Source organism: Stenotrophomonas sp. FW305-C-20-S1 (assembly GCF_058783335.1).
The window spans coordinates 20098-44070 of record NZ_JBYTEK010000022.1 but is presented as its reverse complement, the minus strand read 5'-3'; the positions used below and the strand labels follow the sequence as shown (position 1 = coordinate 44070).

The following is a 23973-nucleotide window of genomic DNA, read 5'->3' as shown; positions in this document are numbered from 1 at the left end:
CGATATCTTTCTTTTTACTTTCGGTATTTGACATTTCGAAAGAAAACACAGATGGTGCGCTGGCCCAACTGGAACCTCCGAATGGACGTCACCCTGCTTTCCGATGTGTCCGCCTGGCAGCGCCGCGGCGGAGCCGATACCGCTACCGAAATCGCCCAGCAGCCGGCGCTGTGGGAAGCCCTTGCACAGGATCTGTCGCGTGCCCGCGACCGCCTGCAGGCCTTCCTCGGCGACAGCCTCAACGACCCGAACCAGCGCGTGCTGTTCACCGGCGCCGGCAGTTCCGGCTTCATCGCTGAAATGGTGGCCGATGCCATCAACGCGCAGTGGCCGGCCGAGGTGCGCGTGGTGCATACCACCAGCCTGCTCACCCATCCTGCGCTGTACCTGCAGCGCGATCGCCCGACCCTGCTGGTGTCGTTCGGCCGCAGCGGCTCCAGCCCCGAAAGCGTTGCCGCCGTCGACCGCGTGCGCAGTGACGTGGACGATGCGCGCTTCCTGGACATCACCTGCAATGCCGAGGGCGAGCTGGCCCGCCGTGGCGCCGGCCGTGCCGACACCTGCACCCTGCTGATGCCGTCGGCCAGCTGCGACCGCGCCTTCGCCATGACCAGCAGCCTGACCTGCATGCTGCTGGCGGCATTGACCGTGTTCGACCGTTCGCCGTGGGATGCGCGCATCGCACGCCTGCAGCAGATTGCCGGTCTGGCCCGCGAAGGCCAGGCGCAATGGGATGCAGCTGTGGCCGCGCTGGCGCAGCGCCCGTTCAACCGGGTCATCTACCTTGGCAGCGGCCCGCTGGAAGCCCTGGCGCGCGAGGCTGCGCTGAAGGTGCTGGAGCTCACCGCCGGCCGCGTGCTGGCGCTGGCCAACACCCCGCTCGGCTTCCGCCATGGACCGAAGTCCACGCTGGACGGCAGCACCCTGGTGGTCGTGCTGCGCAGCGTGCAGCCGCTGGCACGCCGCTATGAGCAGGACCTGCTGGAAGAACTGCGCCGCGACGGCGTGGCTGGCCAGGTACTGTCGATCGGCCCGCATTCGGATATCGGCGCCGACGATGACTACACCCTCACCGTGCCTGCCCTGGATGACCCGTGGCTGGCGCCGGTGTGGCTGGGCTTTGCGCAGCTGTACGCGCTGCAGCGTTCGGCCGCACTCGGCCTGACCCCCGACAATCCGTTCCCGGACGGCACCGTCAACCGCGTGGTCAAGGGTGTCACCATCCACCATGGCTGAGCTGATCGCCAACGCCTGCTACGGCATCGACATCGGCGGCACCAAGATCGAGCTGGTGGTGTGCGATGCGGCGATGCAGGTCACCTGGCGCCGCCGCGTGGCTACCCCGCAGGGCGACTACGACGGCTTCCTGCAGGCGGTGGTGACATTGGTTGCTGAAGCCGATGCTGCGCTGGGTCGCAGCGATGCAGCCATCGGCATCGCCCTGCCCGGCGTGCGTGATCGTCGCAACGGCCGCCAGCTCAGCGCCAATGTGCCTGCGCTGACCGGTCAATGCGTGGCGACTGATCTGCAGGCACGCCTGCAGCGCCCGCTGCATTTCGGCAACGACCTGCAGTGTTTTGCGCTCTCTGAAGCGCACGGTGGCGCCGCCGATGGCTACCCCAGCATGTTCGGCGCCATCCTCGGCACCGGTGCCGGGGGCGGCTTCTGCCTGCAGGGGCGCCTGCTGTCCGGCTTCAACGGCCTGGCCGGAGAATGGGGCCACTGGAGCGTGCCGGGTCACCTGCTGCAGCGCCATGGCCTGCCGCTCATCGATTGCGCCTGCGGCCTGCAAGGCTGCGTGGAGCGCTACGTGTCCGGGAGTGGCCTGGCGATGATCGAGCGCCACCTCGGTGGCAGCGCTGCCGATGCCAGCGTGGTGGTCACCCTGGCCGAGGCCGGCGATGCGCGGGCACGGCAGGCGCTGGACATCCATCGCGACCTGCTCGGCCACAGCCTGGCCGCCCTGGTGCTGGCGCTGGACCCGCACGTGATCGTGCTCGGTGGCGGCCTGTCCCAGTACGCACCGCTGTACCAGCTGTTGCCTGCGGCCATCGCCGCGCATCTGTTCAACGGCGTGCAGGTGCCGCCCATCGTGCCGCCGCGCTTCGGCGATGCCGGTGGTGCACGCGGTGCCGCCCTGCTGGCCTGCCAACCCTCGTTTTCCTGATGTCCGGAGCTTGACCATGTCCCCGTTGCAGACCCTGCTTGCCTCCCACCGCGCCGGCCACAACGTCGGCCTGTACAGCGTCTGCTGCAGCAACGAACAGGTGCTGCGCGCGGCCATGCACGTGGCGTTGGCGCACGATACCGTGCTGCTGATCGAAGCCACCTCCAACCAGGTCGATCAGTTCGGCGGCTACACCGGCATGACCCCGCCGCAGTACCGCGACTACGTCGGCACCCTGGCCGATGAGGAAGGCTTCCCGCGCGAGCGCTTGATCCTCGGCGGTGACCACCTTGGCCCGAACGCCTGGCAGAAGCGCCCGGCCGCCGAAGCGATGACCCATGCGCGCGTGCTGATCGAGGCCTACGTCGCCGCGGGTTTCCACAAGATCCACCTGGACTGCAGCATGTCCTGCGCCGATGACCCGGTGCCGCTGCCCGATGCCATCGTTGCTGCACGTTCGGCCGAGCTGGCCGAGATCGCCGAGCGCACCGCCGCCGAGAACGGCCTGCCGCCGCCGGTCTATGTCATCGGTACCGAAGTGCCGATTCCCGGTGGCGAAGCCTCGCTGGCCGGTGGCCTGCAGGTGACCACCCCGGCCGCCGCTGCGCAGACCCTGGCCATCCACCGGCAGGCCTTCGACACCCCGCTGCTGCGCGATGCATGGCAGCGTGTGCTGGCCATGGTGGTGCAGCCGGGCGTGGACTTCGACCACAGCAGCGTGCATGAGTACGACGCGGCCGCCGCCAGCGAGCTGGCCGACTTCCTCGAACAGCAGCCGCGCATCGTGTTCGAAGCGCATTCCACCGACTACCAGCGCGAAAGCGGCCTGCATGCCCTGGTGCGCGACCATTTCGCCATCCTCAAGGTCGGCCCCGCGGCCACCTTCGCCTACCGCGAAGCGCTGTTCGCACTCGCTGCCATCGAAGCCGAGCTGCTGCCGGCCGCGCAGTGCTCGCGCCTGCCGCAGGTGCTGGACGAGGTGATGGTGGCGCAGCCGAAGTCCTGGCAGTCGTACTACCAGGGCGACGAAGCGACCCTGCGCCTGCTGCGCAGCTATTCCTTCAGCGACCGCTGCCGCTACTACTGGGGCGAGCCGGCGCTGGTGCAGGCCGTACAGACCCTGTTCGCCAACCTGGAACAGCACGCGCCGCCGCTGGTGCTGCTCAGCCAGTACCTGCCGGAGCAGTACCGCGCCGTGCGCGAGGGCACCCTGGCCAATACGCCTACCGCCCTGGTGCAGCATCGCATCGGCCTGTGCCTGGGCGAATACGCCCGCGCCTGCAGCGCCAACCAGGCTGGAACCCGCAAGCACAACGCAAGTCCGGCTGCCGCCGATCTTGCGAACGGCTAATCTCTACCTTTCCCTGCGAAACCGAGAATGGCCATGCGCAACACCCGCTCCCGCCGGCAACAGATCCTGCAGCTGCTGATCGAGCACGGCTCGGTGCAGGTGGCCGATCTGGTCGAGCGCTTCGGCGTGTCGGCGGTGACCATCCGTGCCGACCTGACCCACTTCGAATCGCAGGGGCTGGCCACGCGAACCCACGGTGGCGCCACCCTGGTGCGAACGCCGCCGCAGGAGCAGGACATCCATGAAAAGGATGCGCTGAACCTGCCGCTGAAGGATTCCATCGGCACGGCGGCCGCGCGCCTGGTGCAGGCCGGTGACAACATCATCATCGACTCCGGCTCCACCACGATGACCCTGGCCCGCCACCTGCGCGGACACCGCGATGTGACGGTGATGACCAACGGCCTGAACATCGCCTGGGAACTGGCCAACGCCGCCGGCATCACCGTGTTGCTGACCGGCGGACTGCTGCGCCAGCAATCGCTGTCGCTGCAGGGCAGCCAGGCCGAAGCCAGTCTCAACTCCTACAGTTTCGACACGCTGTTCCTGGGCGTGGATGGCCTGGACCTGCAGTTCGGCCTGACCACCCACGACGAAGCCGAAGCCCGCCTCAACCACCGCATGGTCGAACGCGCGCGGCGCATCGTGGTGCTCACCGACGCCTCCAAATTCGGACGCGTCAGCCTGCACCGCATCGCCCGCCTCGATCAGATCCACGCCATCATCACCGACGCCGGCATCGACGACGCGACCCGCGAGGGGCTGCAGCGGCTGGGCATCGAAGTGATCATCGCCGAGCCCCCCGCATGACCGATATCCGCTCCCTGCACGGCCGCATCCTCACCCCGTTGGGCTGGCGTCGCGGCCAGGTCCAGTTCGATTCACACGTGCGTCAGCTGCGGGTAGATGACCACAGCGGCGGCGATGACCCGCAACAGTCGGTGATCCTGCCCGGCTTCATCGACCTGCACGTGCATGGCGCGGCCGGCGTCGACCTGATGCAGGGCGGCGACGTGGCCCGCACCATCGCCCGCACCCATGCGCGCTTTGGTACCACCACGCTGCTGGCGACCACCATGACCGCTGGCCTGGACGAGATCGAATACGCGCTGCAGGGCGTTGCGGCAACGATGGCAACGCCCGATGCCGATGCCGCCTGCATCGCCGGCGTGCACCTGGAAGGCCCCTTCATCAGCCCGCAGCGGCTGGGCGCACAACCCAATCGTACGATCGAGGCGACGATGGCGCTGGTGCGGCAGCTGCACGCGCTGGCACCGATCCGGGTGATGACGCTGGCGCCGGAGATCGGCGAGCACACCGCACTGATCCCCGCGCTGTCCGCACTCGGCATCCGCGTGCAGCTCGGCCACAGTGCCGGCACCTACGAGGAAGGCGTGGCCGCATTGCAGGCCGGCGCTTCCGGTTTCACCCATCTGTTCAACGGCATGACCGGCGTCGACCACTACCGGCCGGGCATCGCCGCCGCTGCCCTGGCGCATGCGCAGTACGCCGAGATCATTCCCGACCTGCAGCACATCCATCCCGGCGTGATCCGCCTGGCCGCACGCGCGATTCCGCGCCTGTATGCCGTAACCGACGCGACGGCCGCCACCGGCATGCCCGATGGCGAGTACGCGCTGGGCGAGCAGCGCGTACACAAGTGCGGCGGCTGCGTGCGCCTGGCCACCGGCTCGCTGGCCGGCAGCGCGCTGACCATGGACCAGGCGCTGCGCAACCTGGTGCAGGTGGGTCTGGATCTGGCTGACGCATCGCAGCGCGTGTCCACCTTCCCGGCCGATTACCTGGGCTTGAGCGATCGCGGCCGCATTGCGCCCGACGCCCGCGCCGACCTGGTGGTGCTGGATGCGGAACTGCGCCTGCAGAAAGTGGTGGTAGGCGGTCGATTGATCGATCTGGACTGACACACGCCATGCGGCCCGGATGCCGCACACAAGGCGCGCAAGCGCATTGCATCAGCCACGCACCCTCCCGTTAGTCCAGGAACGAGCCGATGACCGCAGCCACTGCACCTGCCGTACCCGCTTCCACCGCCCCGCGCTGGCCCGTACGTTACCTGCTCTTCATCGGCGGCCTCGGTGGCCTGCTGTACGGCATCGACATCGGCATCATCGCCGGTGCCCTGCCCTATCTTGAAGCCACCGCCAGCCACGCCTGGCAGCTCAGCAGCCAGCAGCTCGGTTTCGTCGTCGCTGCGGTGCTGCTGGGCAGCGTGCTGTCCTCGCTGTTCGCCGGCATGATCGCCGACCTCATCGGCCGCCGTGGCGCGATGCTGCTGGCCGGCGTGCTGTTCACTGCCAGCATCCCGATCATGGCGCTGGCGTCGGGTTACACCCCGCTGCTGCTGGGGCGCCTGCTGCAGGGTATCAGCGGCGGCCTGATCGGCGTGGTCATTCCCCTGTACCTGGCCGAAGTGCTCAGCCCGGAACGACGCGGCCGCGGCGCGGCGATGTTCCAGCTGCTGCTGACCGTCGGCCTGGTGCTGGCCGCGTTGATCGGCCTGTACCACGCCCATGCCGTGGACGCTGCCGCAGAGTCGGTGCGCTCGCTGCCGGTCGCGCAGCAGGCGCAGGAGCTGTTCACGGTGAAGGACCACGCCTGGCGCACCATCTTCTGGACTTGCCTGGCACCGGGCCTGCTGTTCTGCGCCGGCATCTTCTGGCTGTCCGAATCACCGCGCTGGCTGGTGCGTCGTGGCCGCATCGATGATGCGCGCCGCAGCCTGCAGCGCGTGCTGCCCGCTGCCGACGTCGAGCCCACCCTGGCGCAGATCCAGGCTCCGGAATCGAGCAGCAGCAGCGGCAAGCGTGACCCGCTGCTCAGCCGCCGCTACGTGGTGCCGTTCGTGTTGGCCTGCGTGGTGCTGGCCTGCACCCAGGCCACCGGCATCAACTCGGTGCTGGCCTATGCGGTCAACATCCTCAACCAGGCAGGCCTGTCCGGCTCGGTGGCCAACGGCGCCGACGTGGCGATCAAACTGCTCAACGCGGTGATGACCGTCGCCGCGCTGCTGCTGGTCGACCGCAAGGGTCGCAAGTTCCTGCTGATGCTGGGCAGCGGTGGCATCTGCGTGGCGCTGCTGGCCGCAGCAACGCTGTTCTTCCAGGCCGAACGGGGCCGCGCCGACGTGCAGCCGCACCTGCAGGCCGCAGTGAGTGGCGATGGCCTGCAACTGGTACTGGATGACGCGCAGTGGCAGCATCTTGCCGGTGGCGTCAACCGCGAGGGCCGGCCGCTGCAGCTGACCGTGTCCTACGCCTATGGCGACTTCACCAACGTGCGCGCGCTGCGCAGCGACAACCTGACCGACCGCGAGCTGCGCATCGAGCGCGCCGGCACCGTGCAACCGGACAGCGTCATCGGCGCGTTCTTCCGCACGTTGCACCTCAATCCGTTCGCCGACCCGGCCAGTGCCGCGCAGGCACCGCTGCGCATCGAGCAAGCCCGTATCGGCCCGATTCCGCCGCCCGCGCATGGCTGGGCCGTCGCTGCCTGCATCCTGGTATTCGTGGCGTTCTTCGCAGTTGGCCCAGGCGTGTGCGTGTGGCTGGCGCTGTCCGAGCTGATGCCCAACCGCATCCGCTCCAACGGCATGAGCATCGCGCTGCTGATCAACCAGTTCGTGTCCACCACCATTGCCGCCATCTTCCTGCCGACGGTGGGGCACTACGGCTACGCCAGCATGTTCCTGTTCTGGGCGGGCTGCACGTTCGTGTTCTTCCTGGTGGCCGCATTCTGGCTGCCGGAAACCAAGGGGCGCTCGCTGGAAGAGATCGAAGCCGGGTTTGCAGGAAAGCAGCGCTGATTCAGCGCTGCTGTGGCGGCGCAGGGCCGCCGTGCACGATGTAGCGCGCCATGTCGTGCACTTCGGCCACGCTCATGTTGGTACCGGCCACCTGCATGGACTCGCCAAAAGGGCCCGCTATGGTGGCCACGGACAGCACGTGGTCATCGACGGTAAGCGCCACCTGCTTGCCCACCAGGGCCTCGGTCGCGTGCAGCAACCGGCCGGCGGACTCCTTGCGGAACGTCAGTTCCAGTACGGGCTGGTGCGCGGCGTCCAACGCCGCTCGCACGTCGACGATATCGGCACTGGTGAGCATCGGCGGCGCTTTCACGGCGATGCTGCGCCCTTGCCACTGCAGGGTAGCGCGACCATCGGGATCGACCTCACGCATCTGCACCTGCACCCCCTCCCGCGGCGGATGCCGGGTCTCCGCCGGAAGCACCCGGTTGCAGCCCGCCAGCAGCAACACCGCGAGGCCGCCGCCGAGCAGCGCCCATCTGTTCCAGGCCCGCATCAGCGCAGCTTCCTCAGCTTGAACGCCACCAGCACCTGCAGCACGCCGTACAGCAGGCTGCCGATGCCGATCCACAACGTGGTTACCGCTACGCCGGCATACGGATTGGCCGCGAACAGCAGGCCCAGCACGATGGCCAGCACACCGCTGAGAATCAGCAACCACTCACCCTGGATCTGCCTGCGCACGCGGATGGCGAAGACGATGCGATAGATGCCTGCCACCAGCAGCCATGCCGCCAGGAACAGCACCAGCACGCTGGCGGTGGCCAGTGGATTGATCACCGCCAGGATGCCGAAGCCCAGCGAGGCGACCACATACAGCAGCAGCCAGCCACGCGAGGCGCCACTACCACCGGTAATCAACGCCAGCAGGCTGATGACGCCTTCCACGATCGCCATCACGCCCAGCGTCCACGCCAGCGCGATAGCCGCTGACATCGGCCAGCCGATCGCGATGATGCCGAAGCCCAGCGCGACCAGACCGTACAGCAGCAGGATCCACCAGCTGCGTCCAACGGCCGACAACAAGGGAGACAGAGGGGAATTCATGACCACTCCTTCGATCCGGGTTCGTGAACATCCTAGACCTACGGAATGAAAGGTGCGATCACGGCACCCGCGCACAGACCCATGCCCGCACATCTTCAGCCCCCACCAGCCGCAGCGTCTCGGCGACTTCCAGCACGGTGCTGCCGGTGGTCATCACGTCGTCGACGATGGTCAGCCGCGCAGGGACGGCACCGCGCACATCGAAGGCGTCGAACAGGTTGTCGCGGCGCTGCTCGGCGCTGCGTTCGGACTGCGGCGCGGTATGGCGGCGACGGTACAGCCCGCGCCACCTCGGCGTCCGCAGCAGCCGGCACAGCTCGGCTGCCTGATCATAGCCGCGCTGGCGCAGGCGTTTGGGATGCAGCGGCACCGGTACCAGGGGTGGGCACGACCATGGCGGCGGGTTGCGCAGCATCAACTGCGCAAGCAGGCGTCCGGCAGCCAGGTCCTGGTGGAATTTGTAGCGAACCAGCAGCTGATCGATCGGCGGCAGGTACAACAGGCTGGCGTGGGTGGCGGTCTGCGGCGGCGGCTCGTCACGGCAGGTGCCGCAGATGGGCAGGGCTTCGTCCGGTAGCGGCAGCGCGCAGCGAAGGCAGGCGCGACCCGCCCACGGTAGATCGGCGAGACAGGCGACGCAGAGGTCGAAGGTGTCGTGACCGCGCTCGCTGCAGACCAGGCAGCGCAGGGGCAGCAACAGGCGAAAGGCGGCCTGCAACGGTTCACCAAGGACAGAAGGCAGTGGGAGGCGCATGCCGCAGCATCGCCCTGCAAGCGCAGGCTGCCCATCGGTGAAGGGGCTGCCTGCATGTCAGTACAGGGAGCGTTGGCCGATGGGGGCTGCACCTTGCCAGGCCGTAGACCTGCATCGCACCTGCTACCGCGCGCTTCCATCCACATACGGCCGGAACTGCAGAACCAGTACTGGCCGATCCTGCGCCAGCTATCATCAGGATGGGCGCGGTTGCCCTGGATGGACCTCTACTGCATGGACGGACTGACGCTGGTCAAAGCAACTGCGCAGGACGCAGATGTGGTCTTCAGATTGATGCAGCTGTACTACTTCGAAGCCTCTGCCTGGAGTGGTGAGGAGATCCTTGCCGATGGTCTCTACGACTGCGCACTTGCCGATGTCCGGGCCCGCCTGCAGGAAGAGCCGGAGTGGACCCGTCTGCTCTGGCTCGATGGCCAGCTGTGTGGATTCGTCCAGGTGGATGAAGTCGACTTCCAGGGGCGGCGTCTGCCAGAGTTGGCCGATCTGTTCATCCTTCCAAGGCATCGGGGCAAAGGCATCGCGTCCGCAGTGGTCGCAGAGCTTGTGCGGCCAACGGCGGGAGAATGGCTGCTGGCCACATTCCGCAAGGATCATGTGGCGCACGCATTCTGGGAACGGAATCTTGCAAGGATGGGCATGGCGTGCAGCATCCCAGCCGGGTCAGAAGGAACAGACTTCCGCTTGTTCCTGATCAGGGCGATATGACGATGGGGAGCCCCCCAGCTCCCCGGTCAGCACTCGCCCACGCCAGGATGGCCAATAGGACGGTGCAACCACGCAAGGGCTTGCCCTGCTCCTGGCGGCGGCAGCCCAAGGCTGGACGTGGCTGGCTTGGGCTCACCGGGGGTCAGCCGCACGCAGCGGATCGACGATGGCTTGCCTCATACAGTCGCCGATGCTCGGCGGCCTACTTCAGCAACGGCTGAACATCGGCAATCCGCACGTCGTGCATCTGCTCGAGATGCGCATCCAGGTACGCCTTGTGTGAGGCGCCGACAATCACCAGCGTACGCATTCCCGGGGTTGGTCCCATCAGGTCGCGGATGTTCGCCGCCATGCGCAGGTTGCGCGTCTCCCACGAGGTGACGTAGAGGCGCCCGTAACCCTGCGGAGACGGCTCCTCCAACGCGGCACCGTAGTCGCTTTCGAAGGTGACCGATGCCACGTCCGGTGCGTTGTAGCGGCGATACAGTGCCAGTGCCTTCTGCGGCGTATCGACCTGCGCTTCCAAGTCGCCGAACATCGCCCTCCGCTGTTTGGTCGCGGGGTTGTCCCAGGCCTTCCTGACCGCAGCTGCATAGGCCTTGGGATCGGGACCATACTGATCGGAGCTGTGGTCATCCATCGGCCACAACCGCTCGTGGCCAAGACGGACGGCGAGGGCCGCGGCGATGAGCGTGTTTTCATTGCGGCTGACACGCAGCGCTTCCAGCGCCGCAACCAGGTCCTGGTCCAGGCCTTCGCCTGCCTGCCGATCCGCTTCGGGGAGGCGCAGCCATTGCACCAATGCCGAATCGCGTTCACCGGCGGCCAGGAAGGTAGCGGCAAGCCTGCGCCGCTGCGCGGCCGTGGGTTGTACGGGCCAGGTCGCCAGCATCGTCTCTGCCGCCGCGTTCGCCGCCGGCACATCAAGTCCCGTTGCCTTCTCCGCCGCCGAAACATCGGGGCAGTAGTCCTTCACCGTATATCGGTAGCGGGAAGGGTATCGCCGCAGCAGGTCGCACTGCTGGCCCGACACCGCCTCGATCGCGATGGCCTTCGGCTGCCACGCTGCGAGCCGGTCGATCAGGGTGCCCAGCGAAGAAGGGTCGAAGGTTTTCGGCAGTACCGCCAGGTGCGCGCTGCCGAGCACCATCACTTCGTTCGGCACCCCGTGCTGCGGCCCTTTGTGGGCGCGCGGGTCAAAGGTCTGCGCCTGCACCATTCCTGCAAGCATCGATCCCGCCAGCAGCGAGCCGATCAGTGCACGTCGTCCCCACATCCCCTGCATCGTTCCCTGTTGCATATGGCTCGCCGTTGAAGCGCCTGTCCAGCGCATAGCGGCGCAGATTCGATCGCCGTAGGTCCCTTGTCAACAGTCCTTGTTCTGTGCTCCCACAAGACTACGCTCGGTCGAATGGCGCCCTTGATGAGATTCCGCAGGGAGCGGACTCACGCACGCGCGAGAGCGATCCATCGGTAGCCAACGTAGAGGGCCCCTGCGGCCACCGGAAGCAGGCTTGTCCAGAGTGGCAAGCCGAGTACGAAGAACATGAGCGCGGTGACGGCGAGCGTGAGAATCGACAATCCGATTACCCGGATGTCGAACAGCGCGACGTCCGCTGCATCCTTTCCCACGGAGTTCTTCGGCCGGTTCCTGCCGGCGCGCTGCCGACGCAGCAGCCATATATCGGAGGCGAAGCTGGCTATCCCTTCCAACAGATCACCGATGAAGCCAGACATGGACGATCCCTGACGGCCGGATTGAAGGATAGATATTCATGGCGCGCGCGTTGGCGCGTCAAGCGATCGATCACGGGGCCCGGGGAGCCGATCCAGCTTGAAGCATCCTGGCACCGGCTGCTTGACAGGCTGCCGGGATGTCCGGACCCTTCGCGGCATGACAATCGACGTCGAACACCTGAGCCTGCGCGAACTGAACGCCCTTGTGACTGCTGCCGAGCAGCGGAGGGCGCTGGTTGCCAGCCGCCGCCCCGTGGCCGTTGTCCGTCGCAAGCTGATCGCCTTCGCCGCGCAGTGCGGCTACACGATTGAAGAGCTGCTCGGGGCTGCGCCCGCCGAGGCCGCTGCACCGGTCCGCAAACCTGCCACACGGCGCAAGGCAGGCAAGGTGGCGGCCAAGTACCGCGACCCGGACAACAAGCGCAATACGTGGTCGGGCCGCGGCCGGATGCCGCGCTGGCTTGCCGAAAAGACCAAGCATGGCCGCAGCCCTGCCGATTTCCTGATTCCCGGGCTGGGCCGGTCCGACGTTCGAAAGTCCAGCGCGATCGGGCAGAGAACCGTCTTCAAGCAGAGCTGAGCCGTGGGTGCTCGGCGCACGGAGCGGACGATCGCCGTGGCACCAATGCGTGCATTTCCAGGTCGGGCGGTGCAGGCAGCTCTATCGCATCGTAGCGACGGCCGTGGCCTGCAACTCCATCCAGCCGCTCACTCCTCGCCCAGGGCCACCGGCAGCGGCACCTTGCGGATCAACTTGAGCGCGCGTCCTTCCAGCACGTAGAAGAAGGCGAAGTTGCCGGTCCTGGCATAGTTGTCGTCGAACTCCCCGCCCTCGGCCACTACCAGCGCGCTGTGCGGATCGACCTTGACCACCATCGGGCCGAGCTCTCCGCCCAGCGATGGGGTGGCCAGCTTGCCGGTGCGCTTGCTGACGAAGGTCATCGAAACACAACTGGTTCCGCATCCCCATCCCACCAGCGTGTACTCGCCGGCAAAGCCGACCTCTCCGTCCTTCAGGGCTGCTGACAGGCGTGTCCTGAACATGCGGGCGCGCGGATCGCTGAGGTCCAGCGATGCGGCCGGCCCGCTATGGATCTTTGTTACGGGGTAGTCAGCGAACCTGGGATTGCCGCCTTCACCATTGAAGATCGCCTCGCGGATTCGCGCGTTTTCTGCGACCTGTGCGGCAGTCGGACCAATGGAACTTGCAGCATCCGTGGCATCCGGGGCGCTTGCCTGCATCGCCTGCACCTGCGTCACTGAGCAAAGGGCCAGTCCTGCGCCGACCATGGCCAGCAGGACGACCAGCGAAGTGCGACTTCTGGACATGCTCATCTCCTCAAGACGCCTTATCGCTCTGCACATGCTTCGGCGGCAAGCGAGCAGATCTGCACGACAGCTGCGACCTGCGGTGTCTTTCCCACGTGCCCGCAATCCTGCAGCCAGATCAATGCGTGCTGCCCCACCTTGAGATCGGTTTCATCGATGCCGCCGCCATAGACGGTCCACAAGCCGGTGCCGTCGTTGACGATGGTGCGGTGAACCGCGCCTGCGCGGGTCTGGACCGTCAGCTGGCGATCGCGGACCTTCACGATCGTTCCCGTCACTGAGGGCGGCGAGGGAGCGATGTCACCGCCGTCGGCGACCGGCAGCACGCACTGCGTCGCTGCAATGGCAACGACGGGAACGGTGGTCAGCATCAGGGCAGTGGCAATCGCCGTCGCCTGCAGCGCGTTCGCCGCCACGACCTTCAGTACCGCAATCAATGGGGTGTTCATGGCAATCCTTTGCGTGAGCACCCAGTCTAACCCTCGCCCGCACTGTAAACTTATAGAAAATCAAAACAGTTGACAGCGCACTACGGCCCACCCAGACTGCGCCCTCGCTCCAGCCCTTCCAAGGTCCCGCCATGGCAACCGCCATCCGCCACGACTGGCACCACGACGAACTGCAGGCGCTGTTCGACCTGCCCTTCCCGGAACTGCTGTTCCGCGCCGCCGCCGTCCACCGCGAGCATTTCGACCCGGCCCAGGTGCAGGTCTCCACGCTGTTGTCGGTGAAGACCGGTGGCTGCCCGGAAGACTGCGCGTACTGCCCGCAGGCGCAGCGCTACAGCACCGGGGTCAACGCACAGAAGCTGATGGACACCGATGCGGTGCTGGCCAAGGCCCGCCAAGCCAAAGCGGCCGGTGCCTCGCGTTTCTGCATGGGTGCAGCGTGGCGTTCGCCGAAGGACCGCGACATCCCCAAGGTGGCGGCAATGATCGCCGGGGTGAAAGCGCTGGGCCTGGAAACCTGCGCCACGCTGGGCATGCTCAGTGGCGAGCAGGCGCGCGCGTTGAAGGACGCCGGCCTGGACTACTACAACCACAACCTCGATACCGCGCCGGACTACTACGAGTCGATCATCCACACCCGGCAGTACCAGGATCGCCTGGATACGCTGGGCCATGTGCGCGATGCGGGGTTGAAGACCTGCTGCGGCGGCATCGTTGGCATGGGCGAAACACGCGCGCAGCGGGTCGGCCTGCTGCTGGCGCTGGCCACCTTGCCGGCGCATCCCGATTCGGTGCCGATCAACAAGCTGGTGCAGGTGGCCGGCACGCCGCTGCATGGCAGTGCCGAGCTGGACCCGTTCGAGTTCGTGCGCATGATCGCCGTGGCCCGCATCGCCATGCCGCATTCGATGGTGCGGCTGTCGGCCGGCCGCGAGGCGATGAGTGATGAGCTGCAGGCGCTGTGCTTCCTCGCCGGCGCCAACTCCATCTTCCATGGCGACAAGCTGCTGACCACCGGCAACCCGGAGAGCCAGCGCGACATGGCCCTGTTCGCACGCCTGGGCCTGCAGCCGATGGCGGTGCAGGTGGACGCCGACGGTCATGACCAGGGTGGCACCGTGCATGCCGATATCAGCGCCGATGGCCCCGGCTGCGGCTGCGCCCACGCGGCCTGAGCCGGCGGCCAAGCAGGCGTCGCGGCAACGCGCTACCCTAGCCGCCCCGTCGCCGCATCCAGCCGCCATGGCACGCCCCGACCTGACCGCCCGCCTCCAAGCCCAGCGCGCGTTGCGCGATGCACAAGGCCGTCGCCGCCCGCGGCGCACGGTCACCCGTCGCGATGGTGTGCGCCTGGAAGTCGATGGGCGCTGGCTGACCGGCTTCTGCAGCAACGATTACCTGGGCCTGGCCCAGCAGTTCAGCGTGGTCAACGCACTGCAGGATGCCGCCGCGCGCGAAGGTGCCGGTGCCGGTGCTTCGCACCTGGTCTGCGGCCACCACGCGCTGCACGACGCATTGGAACGCGAAGTGGCCGAGTGGCTCGGTTACCCGCGTGCCTTGCTGTTCGGCAGTGGCTTCACCGCCAACCTGGCCGTGCAGCAGGCGCTGCTGGGCGAAGAGAACGATGTCTGCGTGCAGGACAAGCTCAACCACGCCAGTCTGCTCGATGCTACCCGGCTGGCCGGCGCGCGCCTGCGCCGCTACCCGCACCTGGACGCGGAAGGTGCGATGCGCCAACTCAAGCATGCGCCCGATGGCGCAGCGATGCTGGCTACCGACGGTGTCTTCAGCATGGATGGCGATATCGCGCCGCTGCGTGCGCTGTCGCTGGTCGCGCGCCTGCAGCAGGCGCTGTTCTACGTGGACGATGCGCATGGCGTGGGCGTGCTCGGCGATGGTCGTGGCGCGGTCGCCACCGCCGGCCTGGGCGTGGACGATGTGCCGCTGCAGCTGGTCACCCTGGGCAAGGCGCTCGGCGGTTCCGGCGCGCTGGTGCTCGGCCGCGAAGACCTGATCGAGCACCTGGCCGAAACCGCACGCCCCTACATCTACACCACCGCCATGGCGCCGGCGCTGGCGGCATCCGCACTGGAAGCGGTGCGCCTGGCCCGCCGCGATCATTGGCGGCGGGCGAAGCTGGCCGATCTGATTGCCCTGTTCCGCAGCGAAGCGCGACGTCATGGGCTGGATCTGATGGCATCGGAAACGCCGATCCAGCCGCTGTTGTGTGGCGACGACCACACTGCCATGGCGATGTCGCAGGCGCTGGAGCAGGCCGGCTGGCTGGTCGGCGCGATCCGCCCACCGACCGTGCCGGAAGGCAAGGCGCGCCTGCGCGTCACCTTGTCCGCGCTGCACACCACCGAGCAGGTACGCGGCCTGGTCGACGCCATCGCCGTTGCACGCGACCGCGTGGCCTTTGCCGCGCGTGAAGTGCTGCCGCCGTCGTTGCCGGCGCTGGCCTGAGTGATCGTGTAGTTCCCCATGCATATTGAAGTGACCGGCCATGGGCCGGACCTGGTACTGATCCACGGCTGGGCCCTGCAGGGCGGCGTGTTTGCGCCGCTGGTGCAGCGCCTGGCCGATCGATTCACGCTGCATCTGGTCGACCTGCCCGGCCATGGCCACAGCCGCGATGACAGCACCCCGCTGCGCCTGCCGTTCGTGGTCAACGCCATTGCCGCGGCCACGCCGCCGGCGGTGTGGTGCGGCTGGTCACTGGGCGGTCTGTTCGCGCTGCACGCGGCGGCCACGCTGCCGAAGGTGCGTGGTCTGGCGATGATCGCCGCCACGCCGCGCTTCGTGCGCGGTGATGACTGGCCGCATGCGGTGGAGCCATCGGTATTCGAGCAGTTCGGTCGTGACCTCGCGCAGGACTTCAGTGGCACCCTGGAACGTTTCCTGGCACTGGACGTGATGGGTTCGGCGCATGCCCGCGAGGAACTGCGCACCCTGCGGCAGCGCCTGGTCGAACGCGGAGCGCCCACCGAACGCGCACTGCACGAGGGCCTGCAGCTGCTGGAGAACACCGACCTGCGCGGTGCCCTGCCCGCACTGGGCAAGCCCAGCCTGTGGATTGCCGGCCAGCGTGACCGTCTGGTCTCGCCGGCGGCGATGCAGGCCGCTGCCGCGCTGGCGCCCGGCGGGCAGTCGTTGACCGTGGGTCATGGCGGCCACGCCCCCTTCCTCGGCCACGCCGATGACGTTGCAGCCGCCCTGCAACACTTCGTTGCCGGCCTGTCACCGGCCGATGGCGGACAATGAGCCTCCCTAAGCTTGTGCAGGACTGACGCATGGATCTGGGCATTTCCGGCCGCTGGGCACTGGTCTGCGGCGCCAGCAAGGGGCTTGGCCTGGGCTGCGCGCGCGCATTGGTGCGCGAAGGCGTGAACGTGGTCATCGTCGCCCGCGGTGACGCTGCGCTGCAGGCCGCGGCTGAAGAACTGCGTACGCTGCCCGGTGCCGCTGAAGTGCGTGCGATCGCCGCCGACGTCACCACCGAGGCGGGCCGCGCCCAGGCGCTGGCCGCCTGCCCGCAGGTCGACATCCTGGTGACCAACGCCGGCGGCCCGCCGCCGGGCGACTTCCGCACGTTCGAGCGCGACGACTGGATCGCCGCGCTGGACGCCAACATGCTGGCGCCGATCGCGCTGATCCGCGCCACCGTGGACGCGATGATCGAGCGCGGCTTCGGCCGCATCGTCAACATCACCTCGTCATCGGTGAAGGCACCCATCGACGCGCTGGCGCTGTCCAACGGCGCGCGCAGCGGCCTGACCGGCTTCGTCGCCGGGCTGGCGCGGCGCACCGTCGTCCACAACGTCACGATCAACAATCTGCTGCCCGGCCAGTTCGATACCGACCGCCTGCGCGCCAACTTCGCCCACGCCGCCGGCCAGGACGGGGACGTGCAGGCGGTGGCCGAACGCCGCCGCCAGCAGATCCCCGCCGGCCGCTTCGGCACGCCGGACGAATTCGGCGCCGCCTGCGCCTTCCTGTGCAGTGCACAGGCCGGTTACCTCACCGGGCAGAACCTGCTGATCGACGGCGGCGCCTACCCCGGTACGTTCTAAGAGACTTCTGCAATGCCGTCCCACTTCGATGCCCGCCATGTCCGCCGCGCCTTCGCCCGCGCCGCCACCAGCTACGACGCTGCCGCCGCCCTGCAGCGCGAGGTGCAGTCGCGGCTGCTGGAATCGCTGGACTACCTGGAGGCACGCAAGCCGGAGGTGGTGCTGGATATCGGTGCCGGCACCGGCCATGCCAGTGCGCTGATGAAGAAGCGCTGGCCGAAGGCGCAGGTGATCGCGCTGGACGTGGCACTGCCGATGCTCGACCAGGCCAAGCGCCAGGCCGGCTGGTGGAAGCCGTTCCAGCGCCTGGCCGCCGATGCCACGGCGCTGCCGTTGGCCGACAACAGCGTCGATGTGATCTTCAGCAACCTGTGCCTGCAGTGGGTGGACGACCTGCCGGCGGTGTTCGCCGGTTTCCGCCGCGTGCTCAAGCCCGGTGGGTTGCTGGTGTGTTCGACGTTCGGGCCGGAAACGCTGGTCGAGCTCAACGAGGCCTTCGCCGCCGCCGACGACCGCCCGCACGTGAGCCGCTTCGCGCAGATCGCCCAGTTCGGCGATGCGCTGATGATGGCCGGCTTCCGTGATCCGGTTCTGGACCGCGACCTGTTCACCCTGACCTACGACGACCTGCCCTCGTTGATGCGCGAGCTGCGCGCGATGGGCGCGACCAACGCACGGGTCGATCGCCGCCATACGTTGACCGGCCGGGGGCGGTTCGCGGCGGCAGCGGCGGCGTACGAACCGATGCGCCGTGCCGATGGCAAGCTGCCCAGCAGCTGGGAAGTAATCTACGCCCATGCCTGGGCGCCGGATCCGGGCGCGCCGATCCGCGAAGGTGGGCATGACATTGCTTCCGTGCCGGTGTCGGCGATCCCGATCCGGCGCAAGCAGACCTGATTCGAAGGCGCCGCCGGGCATGGCCCGGCGCTACCAGCCGACCTTGGTCGGCGCTGTGCTTCCCGTGCCGACCAAGGTCGGCAACTACCAAAAGCAGGTCCCGGCCAGGCACGCGTTATGGGTAGCGCCGGGCCATGCCCGGCGAGCGCAGCGGCAGCCGCTCAGGTATTGGCCGGTGAACTCAACGGCGGCCGTACCAGGTCGCGGTGGAAGAAGTAGATCTCCTGCACCAGGAAGCGCCAGCTGGTATGGAAGCTGCGGAAGCGCGTGCTGGGCGTGGACGAGGCCAACGCCTGGATGCCCAGCGCCTTGCTCAGGCGCAGCGCGCGCGCCATGTGCAGCGGGTCGCTGACGATGATCACCGAATGCAGCTTGCGCTGGTCCATCAGCCGCTTGGCCTCGACCAGGTTCTGCACGGTATTGCGCGAGGCAGTCTCGATGAGGATCGCCTCATCGGGAATGCCGTGCTTGAGCGCATAGCGCCGGGCCACCTGCGATTCCGAGAAGCGCGCACCGGTGCCGCCGTAGCCTCCGGTAAAGATCAGCAGTGGTGCGTAGCCGGCGTCGTACAGATCCAGGCCGTGGCGGATGCGCTCTTCAAACACCGGCGAGGGCTTGGCATCGTAGGCCGCCGCACCCAGCACGATGATCGCGTCCGCCTTGGCCGCTTGGTCACGTTCGCCGACCCAGACGATCCAGGCGGTCACGCCCAGCAGCCAGATCACCAGCAGTACGAACAACCGCCACACCCAACCGAGCAGGCCGGTACGTTCGCGATGGCGGCCGCGGCTCATGGCGCTCCCCAACGCAGGGCAGGCAGATCGACATTGCCGCCGGACAGCACCAGTCCAACGCGCAGGCCGGCGAAGCGCGCAGGCTGCGCAAGCACCGCCGCCAGCACGATCGCCGAGGACGGCTCGACCACCTGCTTGAGCACGTCCCACAGCAGGCGCATCGCCGCCACGGTGGCGGCATCGTCAACCACGATGACCTCGGCACCCGCGGCCTGCAGCAGCGCGAAGTTGGGGGCGCCGATCAGCGTGCGCAGTCCGTCGCAGATCGTGTCCGGGGCAAATGCCTCCTGGCGCTTGCCGGTCGCCAACGAACGGGCGGTGTCGTCGGCACCGGCCGGCTCGGCCAGCACCAGCCGCGTGCCCGGGCTGGCGTGCTGCAGGGCCAACGCGGTGCCACTGGCCAGGCCACCACCGCCCACCGGCACCACCAGCACGTCGAACGGCCCCTCGCTGTGCAGCAGCTCCAGCGCGGCCGTGCCCTGCCCGGCGATCACCGCGGGGTTGGTGTACGGATGGACCAGAGTGGCGCCGGTATCGGCCTGCACCTTGGCGCAGGTGGCCTCGCGGTCGGCAATGGTGGCCGGGCAGCGCCAGAGGGTAGCGCCATGCCGGGCGATATTGGCAAGCTTGGCGGCCACGGCCCCTTCAGGCACCACCACATGGCAGGGAATGCCCCGTGTGCGGGCAGCCAGCGCCAAAGCGGCACCGTGATTGCCGGAGGAATGGGTCACCACACCGGCACCGGCGTGATCGGCATCCAGCGACCACACCGCATTGCACGCACCGCGGAACTTGAACGCGCCGCCGCGCTGCAGGTGCTCGGCCTTGAACGCCAGTTGCGCACCGGCCAACGCATCCAGCGTGCGCGAGCGCAGCACCGGGGTCACGCTGGCATGGGGCGCGATCCGCGCGGCGGCGGCGAGGACGTCATCAGCGCGGGGCAACAGTGAATCGCTCATGACGCAAGATTAACGTATGGCCCCGCGCTGGCGAGGGCGCCATCGGTCATGCCAGCATGCATGCCTACACCGCCATTCATCCTGGCCGGCGGAATTAAGGGCTGATTCAACGCCGGCGGCTGAAGCTGCCTGCATACCCGTCCTCTGGGGGGACCCATCATGAAAACGCGCCTGATGCTTGCCGGTGGCCTGCTGCTGGCCCTGACCGGTTGCACCACCTATGACTATGTCGGTGGCCGCGGCGGCGGTTATTACCACGGCGCGCCGTCGGTGGAGTACCGCTACCCCTATGGCTACCCGGCCGATTACGGCTATCCGTATTACGGCGGCGGTGGCTATTACGGCTATGGCGGCCCGTACTACCAGCGGCCGATCTACCGCCCGCCGCACCACAACCACCGCCCGCCACCGCGTCCCGGCAACGGCGGCGAAAACCGCCCGCCACCGCCGCCGCGCCAGAACAATGGCGGCTCGCCCTGGCGCAACATGGATTCGATGCGTCGACCGCCGCAGCCTGCACAGCGGGTCGAGCGCCCCTCGCCGCCGCCGCAGGCGCGTCCGGCTCCGGCTCCGCGTGCGCAGAGGATGAACAGTTCCCCCTGGCGTGCCATGGATCGTGAGAGATAGCGCACAGTTGACGCTTGTTCCATCTTGCATTTCACACGGTCCAAGCCTCAATCTACGCAGGTGGTGACGGCCAGCGTCACAAAGTGACAAAAGCGTTAAGGGCCCGTCCCAAACAGCTCTACGTCGATATCCGACAGGAACATCTGGATCCCCCCTGTTCCGGCCCTGTCGGATGTCGGCACCTTTAAAGACGAACGGCCCCGCACTGCGGGGCCGTTTGTTGTTTGGGACACCAGGGCGCGCGGCAGTAGATCCACGCCATGCGTGGATGCCGCGTTCCCAGCCGCCCCAAAAAACAGGGCCGGACAGTCCCCCGACTGCCGGCCCCTCTGCTTCCCCACCGTGCGCCTGTACCGGCCCCTGTTCCAATTCCGGTCACCAGCGCCTGCGGCGCCAGCCACGGTGGGTGCTATTGGGTTATCTGCAAAAATCCTGCCAACTTTAGGGTTGATTTCGACGCCGGCCGGCCGGCGCCAACGTCCCTGCCCCGATTGGCGCTAAAATCGCCACCCCGGCGCCGTCTCCGGCTGCGCCTGCCCCTTGCTGAACAGCCCCCATGATCGATTCCTTCCATCGTTACGACGTCATCGTCATCGGCGGTGGCCACGCCGGCACCGAGGCCGCGCTGGCTGCGGCCCGTACCGGCGTGCGCACCCTGTTGCTGACCCACAACATCGAAACGGTGGGAGCGATGAGCTGCAACCCGGCCATCGGTGGTATCGGCAAGGGCCATCTGGTCAAGGAAATCGACGCCCTCGGCGGTGCGATGGCGCATGCCGCCGACCGCGCCGGCATCCAGTGGCGCACCCTCAACGCCTCCAAGGGCCCGGCCGTGCGCGCCACCCGCTGCCAGGCCGACCGCAACCTGTACCGCATGGCGATCCGCGCCATCGTCGAGGGCCAGGCCAACCTGACCGTGTTCCAGGCGGCGGTGGATGACCTGGTCATCGAGGGCGACCACGTGCGCGGGGTCATCACCCAGACCGGCCTGCGTTTCGATGCCGAGGCCGTGGTGCTGACCGCCGGCACCTTCCTGGCCGGCAAGATCCACGTCGGCCCGACCCAGTACGCAGCCGGCCGCATGGGCGATCCGCCCGCCACCACGCTGGCTGCACGCCTGCGCGAGCGGCCGTTCCAGGTGGACCGCCTGAAGACCGGCACGCCACCGCGCATCGACGGCCGTTCGCTGGACTACAGCGTGATGGACGAGCAGCCCGGCGACACGCCGCGCCCGGTGATGTCCTTCCTCGGCTCGGTGGATGAGCATCCGCAACAGGTCAGCTGCTGGATCACCCACACCAGCGAGCAGACCCACCAGATCATCCGCGACGCCCTGCACCGTTCGCCGCTGTACAGCGGCCAGATCGAAGGCATCGGCCCGCGCTACTGCCCCTCCATCGAGGACAAGGTGGTGCGCTTTGCCGAGAAGGCCAGCCACCAGATCTTCGTCGAGCCCGAAGGCCTGGGCATCGTCGAGATCTATCCCAACGGCATTTCCACCTCGCTGCCGTTCGACGTGCAGCTGGAGATGGTGCGCAGCATCCGTGGTTTCCAGAACGCGCACATCACCCGCCCCGGCTATGCCATCGAGTACGACTTCTTCGATCCACGCGGGCTGAAGGCCTCGCTGGAAACCAAGCTGGTCAACGGCCTGTTCTTCGCCGGCCAGATCAACGGCACCACCGGTTATGAGGAGGCTGCCGCACAGGGCCTGCTGGCCGGCCTCAACGCCGCTCGCCAGGTGCGTGGCCTCGAGGGCTGGTGCCCGCGTCGCGACGAAGCCTACCTCGGCGTGCTGGTGGATGACCTGATCACCCACGGCACCAACGAGCCGTACCGCATGTTCACCAGCCGCGCCGAGTACCGCCTGCAGCTGCGCGAAGACAACGCCGACCAGCGCCTGACCCCGGCCGGCCGCGACATGGGCCTGGTCGATGATCGTCGCTGGCGTGCCTTCGAAACCAAGCAGGCTGCCGTGGCCGCCGAGCGCACGCGCCTGGGCGCGCTGTGGGCCACGCCGGCCAATGCGCTGGGCCGCGAAGTGCAGGAAACGCTGGGCGTGGCGGTCAGCCGCGAAACCAACGTGCTGGACCTGATCAAGCGCCCGGAACTGGATTACGCGCAACTGATGCGGGTGCCCTCGCTCGGCCCGGCCGTGGCCGATGGCAAGGTGGCCGAACAGGTGGAGATCGGGGTGAAGTACGCCGGTTACCTGGATCGCCAGCGCGAGGAGATCGAGCGCCAGCAGCGCCATGAAGCAACGCCGATTGCCGGCGATTTCGACTACGCCATCGTGCGCGGACTGTCGGCCGAAGCGCTGCAGAAGCTCGAGCGCGTGCGTCCGCAGACCATCGGCCAGGCCCAGCGCATTCCGGGCATGACCCCGGCGGCGATCTCGCTGCTGCTGGTGCACCTGGAGCGCGCACGGCGCGGACGCGTGGCATGAAAAAACGGTAGTGCCGGCCGCTGGCCGGCAACCCGATGCACCTTCGGCAGAACCTCTGCAGTTGCCGGCCAGCGGCCGGCACTACCGGCAGGACTGCGTGCTGCACGCGGTATCATCATCGCGATTGCCCTGCTCTTCCGGAGATGCCGATGACCCCGCTGCGCCCCTTCCGCGACAAGATGCCGGTACTCGGCCAGCGCGTGTATGTCGATCCGGCCTGCACGATCATCGGTGATGTCGAACTGGCCGATGACGTATCGATCTGGCCGGGCACGGTCATCCGTGGCGACGTCAATTTCGTGCGCATCGGTGCACGCACCAATGTGCAGGACGGCACGATCATCCACGTCAGCCACCACAGCCCGTACAACAAGGCCGGCTACCCGACCCTGATCGGCGAAGGCGTCACCGTCGGCCATGGCTGCATCATCCACGCCTGCAGCATCGGCGATTACAGCCTGATCGGCATGGGCGCGTGCATCCTCGACGGTGCCCGGGTCGAGCGCCATGGCTTCGTCGGTGCCGGTGCGGTGCTCGGAGCCGGCAAGGTGGTGGGCGAAGGCGAACTGTGGGTGGGCAACCCTGCCCGTCCGGCGCGCACGCTCAGCGACAAGGAGATCGAGTCGCTGCACTATTCGGCCGACCACTACGTGCGGCTGAAGGACGAATACCTGGGCTGAGGCCGCCTCGCCGATGGCCGGGCTCTGCTAAAGTCTGGGCCCGACCAGGAACCGTCGAGACCCCCATGCCCGTGGCTGCACGCCGGAGAGGACTCCAGCGCCCACTTCGGCGGC

General features: G+C 67.7%; 25 protein-coding genes. 16 read left to right on the top strand and 9 right to left on the bottom strand.

Annotated features, from left to right (window positions below):
• The first annotated feature begins 81 nt into the window (after positions 1-81).
• The 6 genes from AC3WTC_RS13185 (at position 82) to AC3WTC_RS13160 (ending at position 7341) form a co-directional block, all read left to right on the top strand.
• Positions 82-1236 (top strand): SIS domain-containing protein, encoded by a 1155-nt coding sequence (locus AC3WTC_RS13185; RefSeq protein WP_025877469.1) that lies wholly within the window; start codon positions 82-84, stop codon positions 1234-1236.
• The gene (locus AC3WTC_RS13180; RefSeq protein WP_105164825.1) at positions 1229-2167 is read left to right on the top strand and encodes an ROK family protein; all 939 of its coding nucleotides are present in this window, start codon (positions 1229-1231) and stop codon (positions 2165-2167) included. Before AC3WTC_RS13185 ends, AC3WTC_RS13180 begins: the two co-directional genes overlap by 8 nt.
• A gap of 16 nt (positions 2168-2183) precedes the next feature.
• Positions 2184-3518, top strand: a complete 1335-nt coding sequence (locus AC3WTC_RS13175; RefSeq protein ID WP_492711612.1) for a D-tagatose-bisphosphate aldolase, class II, non-catalytic subunit — start codon at positions 2184-2186, stop codon at positions 3516-3518.
• A 33-nt stretch (positions 3519-3551) separates the two neighbouring features.
• On the top strand, positions 3552-4328 hold the full coding sequence (locus AC3WTC_RS13170; RefSeq protein ID WP_049465791.1) for a DeoR family transcriptional regulator: 777 nt from the start codon (positions 3552-3554) through the stop codon (positions 4326-4328).
• Entirely contained in the window at positions 4325-5440 is a 1116-nt protein-coding gene (gene nagA, locus AC3WTC_RS13165) for an N-acetylglucosamine-6-phosphate deacetylase (protein ID WP_080149617.1), read from the top strand. The genes AC3WTC_RS13170 and nagA overlap by 4 nt, the downstream gene beginning before the upstream one ends.
• A gap of 89 nt (positions 5441-5529) precedes the next feature.
• Positions 5530-7341: an MFS transporter gene (locus AC3WTC_RS13160; RefSeq protein ID WP_080149616.1), complete on the top strand. Its 1812-nt coding sequence runs from the start codon at positions 5530-5532 to the stop codon at positions 7339-7341.
• Between the two features lies 1 nt (position 7342).
• Here the strand turns inward: AC3WTC_RS13160 and AC3WTC_RS13155 are convergent, their stop codons facing one another.
• From AC3WTC_RS13155 to AC3WTC_RS13145, 3 genes are read right to left on the bottom strand one after another with little or no spacing between them, the layout of a single operon-like run.
• Positions 7343-7837, bottom strand: a complete 495-nt coding sequence (locus AC3WTC_RS13155; RefSeq protein WP_025877482.1) for a SecDF P1 head subdomain-containing protein — start codon at positions 7835-7837, stop codon at positions 7343-7345.
• Complete coding sequence (locus tag AC3WTC_RS13150) at positions 7837-8388, bottom strand: HdeD family acid-resistance protein (RefSeq protein WP_025877483.1); 552 nt, start codon at positions 8386-8388, stop codon at positions 7837-7839. The genes AC3WTC_RS13155 and AC3WTC_RS13150 overlap by 1 nt, the downstream gene beginning before the upstream one ends.
• Positions 8389-8446: 58 nt before the next feature.
• Entirely contained in the window at positions 8447-9142 is a 696-nt protein-coding gene (locus AC3WTC_RS13145) for a ComF family protein (protein ID WP_059065499.1), read from the bottom strand.
• 234 nt (positions 9143-9376) lie between these two features.
• Here AC3WTC_RS13145 and AC3WTC_RS13140 point away from each other — a divergent pair, with 234 nt between their 5' ends.
• Positions 9377-9868: a GNAT family N-acetyltransferase gene (locus tag AC3WTC_RS13140; protein ID WP_158684179.1), complete on the top strand. Its 492-nt coding sequence runs from the start codon at positions 9377-9379 to the stop codon at positions 9866-9868.
• Between the two features lie 202 nt (positions 9869-10070).
• Here the strand turns inward: AC3WTC_RS13140 and AC3WTC_RS13135 are convergent, their stop codons facing one another.
• Positions 10071-11144: a DUF5694 domain-containing protein gene (locus tag AC3WTC_RS13135; protein WP_492711609.1), complete on the bottom strand. Its 1074-nt coding sequence runs from the start codon at positions 11142-11144 to the stop codon at positions 10071-10073.
• A 170-nt stretch (positions 11145-11314) separates the two neighbouring features.
• The gene (locus AC3WTC_RS13130; protein WP_033832477.1) at positions 11315-11605 is read right to left on the bottom strand and encodes a hypothetical protein; all 291 of its coding nucleotides are present in this window, start codon (positions 11603-11605) and stop codon (positions 11315-11317) included.
• A 97-nt stretch (positions 11606-11702) separates the two neighbouring features.
• Here AC3WTC_RS13130 and AC3WTC_RS13125 point away from each other — a divergent pair, with 97 nt between their 5' ends.
• Positions 11703-12185, top strand: a complete 483-nt coding sequence (locus AC3WTC_RS13125) for an H-NS histone family protein (RefSeq protein WP_492711607.1) — start codon at positions 11703-11705, stop codon at positions 12183-12185.
• Between the two features lie 128 nt (positions 12186-12313).
• Here the strand turns inward: AC3WTC_RS13125 and AC3WTC_RS13120 are convergent, their stop codons facing one another.
• On the bottom strand, positions 12314-12934 hold the full coding sequence (locus AC3WTC_RS13120; RefSeq protein ID WP_492711605.1) for a hypothetical protein: 621 nt from the start codon (positions 12932-12934) through the stop codon (positions 12314-12316).
• A gap of 20 nt (positions 12935-12954) precedes the next feature.
• Positions 12955-13383, bottom strand: a complete 429-nt coding sequence (locus AC3WTC_RS13115; RefSeq protein ID WP_059065507.1) for a hypothetical protein — start codon at positions 13381-13383, stop codon at positions 12955-12957.
• Positions 13384-13514: 131 nt separating this feature from the next.
• On the opposite strand from AC3WTC_RS13115, the gene bioB reads away from it, so the two are divergent.
• The 5 genes from bioB to bioC all read left to right on the top strand — a co-directional run bounded on the left by bioB (position 13515) and on the right by bioC (position 18353).
• Positions 13515-14558, top strand: a complete 1044-nt coding sequence (bioB, locus tag AC3WTC_RS13110; protein WP_492711603.1) for a biotin synthase BioB — start codon at positions 13515-13517, stop codon at positions 14556-14558.
• Positions 14559-14625: 67 nt separating this feature from the next.
• Positions 14626-15849, top strand: a complete 1224-nt coding sequence (gene bioF, locus AC3WTC_RS13105; protein ID WP_025877495.1) for an 8-amino-7-oxononanoate synthase — start codon at positions 14626-14628, stop codon at positions 15847-15849.
• 18 nt (positions 15850-15867) lie between these two features.
• The gene (gene bioH / locus AC3WTC_RS13100; protein WP_059065511.1) at positions 15868-16647 is read left to right on the top strand and encodes a pimeloyl-ACP methyl ester esterase BioH; all 780 of its coding nucleotides are present in this window, start codon (positions 15868-15870) and stop codon (positions 16645-16647) included.
• Between the two features lie 29 nt (positions 16648-16676).
• Positions 16677-17456: an SDR family oxidoreductase gene (locus AC3WTC_RS13095; RefSeq protein WP_033832482.1), complete on the top strand. Its 780-nt coding sequence runs from the start codon at positions 16677-16679 to the stop codon at positions 17454-17456.
• A 12-nt stretch (positions 17457-17468) separates the two neighbouring features.
• Positions 17469-18353: a malonyl-ACP O-methyltransferase BioC gene (gene bioC / locus AC3WTC_RS13090; RefSeq protein WP_025877501.1), complete on the top strand. Its 885-nt coding sequence runs from the start codon at positions 17469-17471 to the stop codon at positions 18351-18353.
• Between the two features lie 161 nt (positions 18354-18514).
• Here bioC and AC3WTC_RS13085 read toward each other — a convergent pair whose 3' ends face one another.
• Positions 18515-19147 carry a YdcF family protein gene (locus tag AC3WTC_RS13085; protein ID WP_025877503.1) on the bottom strand — a complete coding sequence of 211 codons (633 nt, stop codon included), beginning with the start codon at positions 19145-19147 and terminating at the stop codon, positions 18515-18517.
• Positions 19144-20106, bottom strand: a complete 963-nt coding sequence (locus tag AC3WTC_RS13080) for a pyridoxal-phosphate dependent enzyme (protein WP_492711602.1) — start codon at positions 20104-20106, stop codon at positions 19144-19146. Before AC3WTC_RS13080 ends, AC3WTC_RS13085 begins: the two co-directional genes overlap by 4 nt.
• Positions 20107-20265: 159 nt before the next feature.
• On the opposite strand from AC3WTC_RS13080, the gene AC3WTC_RS13075 reads away from it, so the two are divergent.
• The 3 genes from AC3WTC_RS13075 to AC3WTC_RS13065 all read left to right on the top strand — a co-directional run bounded on the left by AC3WTC_RS13075 (position 20266) and on the right by AC3WTC_RS13065 (position 23859).
• Positions 20266-20733: a hypothetical protein gene (locus AC3WTC_RS13075; protein ID WP_492711600.1), complete on the top strand. Its 468-nt coding sequence runs from the start codon at positions 20266-20268 to the stop codon at positions 20731-20733.
• Positions 20734-21289: 556 nt separating this feature from the next.
• Complete coding sequence (gene mnmG, locus AC3WTC_RS13070; RefSeq protein ID WP_080149610.1) at positions 21290-23179, top strand: tRNA uridine-5-carboxymethylaminomethyl(34) synthesis enzyme MnmG; 1890 nt, start codon at positions 21290-21292, stop codon at positions 23177-23179.
• Between the two features lie 149 nt (positions 23180-23328).
• Positions 23329-23859, top strand: coding sequence for a gamma carbonic anhydrase family protein (locus tag AC3WTC_RS13065; protein ID WP_492711599.1), 531 nt, complete (start codon positions 23329-23331; stop codon positions 23857-23859).
• The last annotated feature ends 114 nt before the right edge of the window (positions 23860-23973 follow it).